The sequence below is a fragment of the Rhodococcus sp. (in: high G+C Gram-positive bacteria) genome, from assembly GCF_049299235.1.
Lineage (GTDB): Bacteria > Actinomycetota > Actinomycetes > Mycobacteriales > Mycobacteriaceae > Rhodococcus.
The window spans coordinates 1-7,862 of the sequence record NZ_JBAQXC010000018.1 but is presented as its reverse complement, the minus strand read 5'-3'; the positions used below and the strand labels follow the sequence as shown (position 1 = coordinate 7,862).

The following is a 7,862-nucleotide window of genomic DNA, read 5'->3' as shown; positions in this document are numbered from 1 at the left end:
CGGGATTACGAGACCCGACCCGATCATCATGAGGCGATGGTCCACGTCGCGATGATCGCCACGATGTCACGTCGGCTTGCCCGTTCTGCTTGACCCTCGACCCGGAGTTTTCAGATGCACTCTCAGTGGAATCGGTGACTACGCCGATGATTTTCTCGCCGCGGTGAAGCCGCACTTCGGGGCGGTGGCCGAATATCGGCACGGCGCACCCGGCGTCGACGGCGTACGCGACCTCGCCCGGCACCGACGCGCACTGCGCGACCTCGTCGCCGCCGGTGACCCGGCGAACACCGTCGTGCACTGCGAGTTCAGTGGTGGCGCGCTCGTCCCGTTCTGGTCGACGACGGGACTGCGGCGGGTCCGGGTGACCGGCACCGTGCACGACGGTCCGTGGCCGGTGTGGTGGCCGCTGCGCACCCGTGGAATCGCCGCGCGGACACTGATCCACCACGGGCTGCACTATCCGGTCCGTCCGGTGCATCACCTGCTCGAGCGCCGGGCAATGGCCGGTCGCACGCTGTTCGCACTCACCGACGCGGGCGGCCGCGAGGTGACGCGCCGGATGCCTGGGTCGCGGATAGTGGTTGCTCGCCACCATGTTCCACTGCGCGGGCCGATCGCCGCCGCCGAAGACCGCCCCGCAGCGATCGGACTGTTCGGGCACGTCTATAAGGGCAAGGGGTTCGACAAGCTCGCCCGGATGCGCGAACTCGTCCGGCCCGATGTCGTCATTCGCGTGGCCGGCCGCGGTACCGAGGATCTCGATCCGATCGACGGTGTCGAGATCCTCGGCGGGGTCGACGGCCCCGCAGAGGACGCCTTTTTCGGGTCCGTACGGGCGATCGTGCTGCCGTACGACAAGCGCAGTCACTACGGCGAGGTGTTCCCCGCGTCGGGGGTGTTGATGCGTGCGGTCGCCTACCGCACCCCGGTGGTGTGCAGCGGGTACGGCGCCCTCGCCGACGAGCGTGAGGATCGCGGAATCGTTCCGGTGCGAGGAGGATTCGACGAACTCTTCACCGTCGCCGACGAGATCGTGCACGACCGGGCGCGGCTGGCGGGGCTCCGTGCCGGTATCGACACGCTCGCCCGCACCGGCGATATCGAGGAGACCGCCGCGGTGTTCCTGGAGGAGTGGGCCCGATGAGTGCGCGCACGCGTTTCGACGCCTCCCTCGTCAAGGCGGCCGTCGCGGCCGGCTGGGTGTACAGCGGCCGCGGTCTCGGCCTGCTGTGGATCGTCGCGATCAATCGCGAACTCGGCATCGCCCAGTACGGCTACTACGCCCTGGCGGTGGGCCTGGCGCCGCTCATCGCGACGGTACTGGAGAACCCGTTCGTGGTGCGGTCGATTCGTGTGTCGGACGAGGAATTTCATGCCGAGCGGTTCACCAGGGTGCTGCTCGGCGCGACCTGCGTCGGACTCGGTGTCGCGTCGATCGGCTCGGTGTACGTCCTGGGCTACGGATTGATCGTCGCGGGCGGCGAACTGATCTTCAACGCCTACAAGAGCGTGCACCTGCGTGCCGGTTCGCCGGACATCGTCAACCGGCTCGACACGATCCGGCAGGTGACGTCGATCTGCTGTGGGGTCGGCGCGCTGCTGCTGCTGCCCGACCCGACCGTGCTCGCGGTGAGCCTCGCCTACGCCGCGCCGTACCTGGTCGTCCTCGTCGTCGCCGCGGCGACGATCCCGGTGCGCAGGCCGGTGTTTCCCGGCAGGCCGAAGGAAGCGTCGCTGCTGTCCGCGGAGGCACTGGTGCACGCCGCGAACGTGCAGGGAGACCTGCTGCTGCTCGGTCTGCTCACCGACAGCACCATCGCGGGGTACTACTCGCTCGCGTCGGTGACGGCGTGGGCGCTGGTCACCCCGACGCAGGCCTACGGGCAGACCTACCACGAATCGTTGCGTCTCGCCGACGGTGCGCTCACGGCGGGCCCGCCGTGGCGGCGTTCGGTGGCGGTGTCGGGCCTGTCGGCGGCAGTGCTCGCGGCCGTCGGAGCGGGTTTGTTGTGGTTGTCGCCGGTGCCCGATCCGGTCGGCACTACGATGCTGGTGCTTTCGGTGTTCGTGTTCGGCCGATCCATGAACACCATCTTTGCGATCATCATGTACGCGCAGCATCGCGACCGTGCGCGCTTCGGCTGGGCATTGCCGGCGCTTCCGCTCAAACTCGGTGGGGTCGCGCTCGCGGCGTCCGCCGGGCTCGGCGCGGTCGGCGCGGGAATTGCTTGCGCAGTAGCAGAACTGGTTCTCCTGGCTGCGTATTCACGCCTGGTGTACGGGCGGGCAGGCCAGCATGCCGCAGCCGGGGCGGTGGCACGATGACCGGCGACCGCGTGGTGTTCATGATGTCGAAGGATCCGGTGCGCGATTCCGGCGGTGACGTCGCGGTGTCCAACCTGATCATGGAGCTGGCCCGCGACGACTTCCACGTCCGCTGCGTGTGCCTCTCCACATATCCCGATGCGGCACCCGACCCGGGAATCGTGCGCGTGCCCAAGCCGCCGGTCTCGGCGCTCCGGCTCGCGGCCGCCGGTATCCGAGCCCGTCGCAGCCTCGTACACACCCGCTTCGACGTGCCCGAATTGACCGTCGCCCTCGACCGCACCGACGCGGACGTCTTCGTCGCCGAACACAGCTACATGGCCGAATCCTTCCTCGCGAGCGACCGATACGGGCAGACCAGACTCGTGGTGAACACACACGTACCCGAATCGCTGGTGTTCGGGGAGACACGAGGCTTGCTCGGACGTTTCGAGCAGCCGCGGATCGTGCGCGACGAACTGCGGGTGGCGCACGCAGCGGACACGGTCGGCACCTTCGACGAGGCCGAGGCGCACTGGTATCGGAACGCCGGGGTCGACGACGCCCGATGGCTGGCCCTGACCTCGGCACCGCACCGCCGGATCGACATCGCCGATACCGGGCCGCGACTGGTGTTCCTCGGTGATCGAACGTGGCCACCCAATGCGGAGGCCTACGACATTCTGCTCACGCTGTGGCCGCGCATCGCTGCGGCGACACCCGGCGCGGAATTGGTCGTTGCCGGTAAATCTGTGGTGCGACAGCATCATCGAACGATTCCCGACGGCGTCCGCGAAGTGGGCTTCGTCCCGGATCTCGAGGCTCTGTTGTCGACGTGCCGTGGCATGATCGCACCGATTCGTACCGGTGGCGGCGTGCGGGTCAAGCTGCTCGAGGCTGCGGCCCGAGGGCTGCCGTTCGTCGGCACCGAGGCGGCGTGGGGGGCACACGCAGGCATCTTCGAATCCGTCGCGGCGCGGTCCGTCGACGAACTCGTCGAGGACGCGCGGCGTCTGCTCGCCGACCCGGCTCATGCCGTGGCCCGTGGCCGCCGCCTGCACGAGATCACGGCGCAGCGCTGGTCCGATCGGGTGCCGCACGAACTGGTCCGTTCCTGGCTGGCCGGTGCTGTCGACGAGACGGAGGCACCCGCATGACCGACCTCACCGAGCGCGTGTACGCGTTGTCGCGACGTGCCGGCCTCGGCTCCGGCCCGACCCGTTTCGTCGTGCTGGCCGCTGCCGTCATCGGCGCATTCGTGGTCGTCGCAGAAGTCACCGATCCGATGTTCGCGGTGCAGTGCCTCGGGTTGCTGGCGGTCGGTGTGGCAGGCATCGCCGTGTGCTCCGTGTACCCGCAGCTCATCTGGCACAGCTTCGCGATCGTGCTCGGGGCGTTACCGTTCATGCCGCTGCGGGGCAGCGGTTTTCCGCTGATCTTCCTGCTGGCGGTCGGACTGTACGGGTGCATGCTGCTGAACCGGCCCGGCACCACGTCCATCCATCCGATCGAAGTGGTGTTCGCCGTCTTCATGGTGCTGTCGCTGGTGTCGGTGCTCATGACGATGCGGACCGGCACGGATGTGAACACGTTCGTCAAATGGGCGATCTCCGCGGGCGTGCTGTTTCCGTTGGCCCGCCTCGGGCACGACCGCCTGATGGTCATCGGACGCAGTTACGTCCTCGGTGTGATCGCCGGGTCACTCATCGCGTGGGCGTCGCTGCTCGGCGCCGGGGGAGACCAGGTGCTGCGCCTGCTCGGCTACGCGGTGACCGACGGAAACCTGCGGTACTACGTCGAGAACGGCGTCGCCACCACCGTCCGATTGGCCGGACCGTATGTGGACCCGAACCTCGCCGGTCTGTTCCTGTCGGTCGGATTCTTCGTGGCTCTCTATGTCACCCGCGGGCCCCTGCGGATCATCGCGATTCTGGTGATCGGCAGCGCGATCGCGATGACCCTCAGCCGTGCCGCGATGTTCTCCGTCGTGGTCGCCGCGCTGCTCGTGATCGTGCTGCAGCCGATGCCACCGCGCCGGCGCCTCGGCCTGATCGTCGGATCGATCTCGGCACTGCTCGTCGCGGTGGCGCTCTCGCCGACGCTGTACCGGCGCCTGTTCAGTACCGGCTCGACCGGTGATACCGGGATGACCGAACGCGCCGACGCGCTCAACCGGTTCCCCCGGTTGATGGAGGGGAACTGGTGGTTCGGGATGGGCTGGGGCAGGACCGAATTCTTCGATACCCAATGGGGTTACGTCGTGAACTACGTGGCGAACACACCGCTGCTGACGATGTACCGCGGCGGTGTCCTCGCCTCGTTCGCCCTGGTCGCGGTGCTGCTCGTCGGGATCGGACTCGGGGTGCGTTCGCTGCAGACCGGCACGTACGAATCCGGCTGGATCGGTGCCGGATTCTGTGGCTTCGCTCTCGTCGCCGTGCAGGTCGACTTTCCGATCGTCACGATGCCGATGGCGACCATCCTGTTCAGCTTCTTCCTGGCGATCGTCGCCGACTCCACCAGACAACGCGCGCGCCCGGACGGCCCCGGCGCCCGTAGTACCGACCGCACTGTTGCCACCACCGCCGACAGCAGAGGAGAATCCGTATGACCGCCACTGTCGCAGCGAGACCCGGCACCCGGGTGCTCGATTGGATGTTGCCCCGTCCCGAACACGGGTGACGGATACCGGGAATCGAGGGGATCCGCGGACTCGGGTGCATGGCGGTCGCGGTCGGGCACGTCGTGGAGATGAACGCCTTCGGCACCGCGACGAACATGAAGTTGTGGGTGCTCGGTTCGGCGCTGGTGCTGTTCTTTGCGGCATCCGGATTCCTGCTGTACCTGCAATTCCTGGTCCGGTTCCTGTCGGGTGCGCCGCGACCGGATTTCGTGCGGTACACCAGTCGGAGGTTTTTCCGGATCTTCCCCGGCTACGTGGTGATCTTCCTGCTCGCGAACTTCGTACTGCAAACGGTGTACGTGCAGAACCAACTGCTCGCGAAGCAGGAGCAGATCGAGACCGGGGTTCCTCTCGTCGGGGTCGGAATGATCACCGATCCGGGTATGTTCCTGACGAATCTGACACTGACGCAGACCTATCTGCCCGCGTATATCCAGACCGGGGTGAACCCGTCGTGGTCGCTGACGCTCGAACTCGCCTTCTATTTCACGCTGCCGCTGTTCGCCTTGTTGATCTGGTGGCTGCGGGACAACACCCGGTGGAATCCCATTGCCATCGCGATAGTTCCGCCGGCCGTCCTCATCGTCGTCAGTTCCGTGTCCAAATTCGTTGCCGACAGATTGTCCGCCGCGCACGGCGGCATCGGTGATCCGGAGAACGCGTTCGGGCCTACGTGGCTGGCGGTACTGACCCGCAGCATCCTCGTCCTCGGCGACAACTTCGGTGTCGGCATGCTCGCGGCCGTCGTGTACGCGGCCCTGTTCCTGGGAAAGATGCCGCGGCTGCGGTTGATGCCGCTCCGCGTCGGCATGCTCGCGCTGATCGTCGCGTGCGTGCCACTGTGGCTGATAACTCGTTCCGCCGCAACCAGGTTCGATACGAGCGTGATCGCGATCATGTGCTTCGCGGTGCTCATTTTCGTCACCGTTCCCCATGCGCGCGGTGTCGCGTCGCCGTTCGCGGACTTCTGCGACAACAGATTCTTCTACCGGCTCGGCACCATTTCGATGAGCGTGTACCTGTGGCACTATCCGGTGTTGCTGTTGATGCGGCGGTGGGGTTGGTACGGCGACGACACGGTCACGGGAATGTTGCTGTCCCTGCTGCCGGTACTGGTCATCTGTCTTTTTCTCAGTGAAATCACGTATCGACTGGTCGAGGCTCCGGGAATGCGTTTGCAGTTCCGGAAAAACGACTCCGGACAGTGGAGGATCGTCGGGTGAGAATGCGCGACCGCAGGCTCGGAGCCTCGATCATGATTCCCGTTGTCACAGCAGTCGTACTCGCGGCCGGTCTGGTGGCCGGTGTCGGGACGCGCGCAGAATCCCAGCCCGTTGCGGCCGGCGTCGATCCGGGCCGAGAGATCGGGATCTCGGCAGGATCGGATCTGTTGTGGGCGGACAAGCCGTTCACCGATCGGTTGCTGACCGCGACCCGCGATCTCGGTGCCCGGCACGTGCGGATCGACATCGCCTGGCCGGCAGTGGAACCGCAGCGAGGGCAGTTCGACTGGAGCCGAATCGACCGCATGGTCACCTCGGCGCAGGAACACAATCTCGGCATCATCGGCATCATCGGCTACACGCCGGCGTGGGCCACCGTGTCCGGCAGCGGCCCGATCAACGAACAGCCCGCGCGGACGGAGGACTACGCGGCGTTCGCCGAGCGCGTCGCCGCGCGCTACGCCACGAGGATCGCCACCTTCGAAGTGTGGAACGAGCCGAACGCCGACCAGTTCTTCGCGCCGCGCAGCCCGACCGCGTACGCACAATTGGTCCGGGCCGCGTACCCGCGGATCAAGGGGGCCGCACCGAATTCGACGGTATTGGCGGGTGCGCTGGCGTGGGTGGCCGACTCGCCGGTGTCGACCGACCCGGCGACCTTCCTGTCCGGGATGTACGACGCCGGTGCCGGTGGTCACTTCGATGCCCTGTCCGTGCACCCCTACAGCTTCCCCCGGATGTTCACCGACGACGCTGCCCGGCCCAACACGGCCGGCCGGTTCCTTGCCGATACGCGGCGGGTCATGGTCGAACGGGGGGACGGCGGGAAGCGGGTGTGGGCCACCGAGTTCGGTGCGCCGACATCGGTGGTGTCCGAGCAGCAGCAGGCGCAGATGATCGTCGGCATGGCGCGGTCGTGGGCAGCGATGCCGTGGGCAGGGCCGGTCTCGATCTACTCCGGTGTCGATCGCAACAGCTTGTCCTGGAATCGTGAGGACCGATTCGGGATCGCCCGATCGGATTTCGTTCCCAAGCAGGCCTATTACGGGGTGCGCGACGTGATCGGTGCCGGAGTTCCGGCCGCCGACCTCGATACCGCGATGGCGGCGGGTGTGCTTCCGCAGCACGGCGCACCGGTAGCGCCGGCCTACGTGATGGCGACCTGCACTGTGCGTGAACACGAATCGGTGTCACTGTTCCGGACGAGCCGGGGTTTCTTCACGACTCCGGTGGCGGAGTCGGCCGCGGTCCGGCGGGTTCTGGCCTGCCCGGTCGGCCCGTTCCAGAACGGGATGCAGGACCTCGAATCCGCATACGGCCTGCGCGTGTATTCGTCTGCGGCGGCGGGTATTCACCTGGTTCAGGGCGCGATCCTGGCCGCGTGGCGACCGGAGCTCGGATTCCCGACGAGCGACGAGTACACCAACGTGAACGGGCAGCAACAATCCGATTTCGAACGCGGATACATCACCTGGACGATGTTCGGTGGGGCGAACGTCACAGTGCTCTAAATGGCTTGACGTTCTCAGAGTGCATCTGAAAACTCCGGGTCGAGGGTCAAGCAGAACGGGCAAGCCGACGTGACATCGTGGCGATCATCGCGACGTGGACCATCGCCTCATGATGATCGGGTCGGGTCTCGTAATCCC

The 7,862-nt window shown here is 66.7% G+C and carries 6 protein-coding genes; all 6 read left to right on the top strand.

All coding sequences use genetic code 11. The annotated features are described in order from the left end of the window. The first annotated feature begins 163 nt into the window (after positions 1–163). Entirely contained in the window at positions 164–1,147 is a 984-nt protein-coding gene (locus WAX14_RS01255; RefSeq protein WP_422626281.1) for a glycosyltransferase family 1 protein, read from the top strand. Next, positions 1,144–2,328, top strand: a complete 1,185-nt coding sequence (locus WAX14_RS01250; RefSeq protein ID WP_422626280.1) for a hypothetical protein — start codon at positions 1,144–1,146, stop codon at positions 2,326–2,328. Before WAX14_RS01255 ends, WAX14_RS01250 begins: the two co-directional genes overlap by 4 nt. Further along, positions 2,325–3,464, top strand: a complete 1,140-nt coding sequence (locus WAX14_RS01245) for a glycosyltransferase family 4 protein (RefSeq protein WP_422626279.1) — start codon at positions 2,325–2,327, stop codon at positions 3,462–3,464. The genes WAX14_RS01250 and WAX14_RS01245 overlap by 4 nt, the downstream gene beginning before the upstream one ends. Next, positions 3,461–4,918: an O-antigen ligase family protein gene (locus WAX14_RS01240; RefSeq protein ID WP_422626278.1), complete on the top strand. Its 1,458-nt coding sequence runs from the start codon at positions 3,461–3,463 to the stop codon at positions 4,916–4,918. Before WAX14_RS01245 ends, WAX14_RS01240 begins: the two co-directional genes overlap by 4 nt. A gap of 74 nt (positions 4,919–4,992) precedes the next feature. Continuing rightward, positions 4,993–6,213: an acyltransferase family protein gene (locus WAX14_RS01235; RefSeq protein WP_422626283.1), complete on the top strand. Its 1,221-nt coding sequence runs from the start codon at positions 4,993–4,995 to the stop codon at positions 6,211–6,213. A 2-nt stretch (positions 6,214–6,215) separates the two neighbouring features. Continuing rightward, positions 6,216–7,724: a cellulase family glycosylhydrolase gene (locus tag WAX14_RS01230; protein ID WP_422626282.1), complete on the top strand. Its 1,509-nt coding sequence runs from the start codon at positions 6,216–6,218 to the stop codon at positions 7,722–7,724. Positions 7,725–7,862 lie beyond the last annotated feature (138 nt).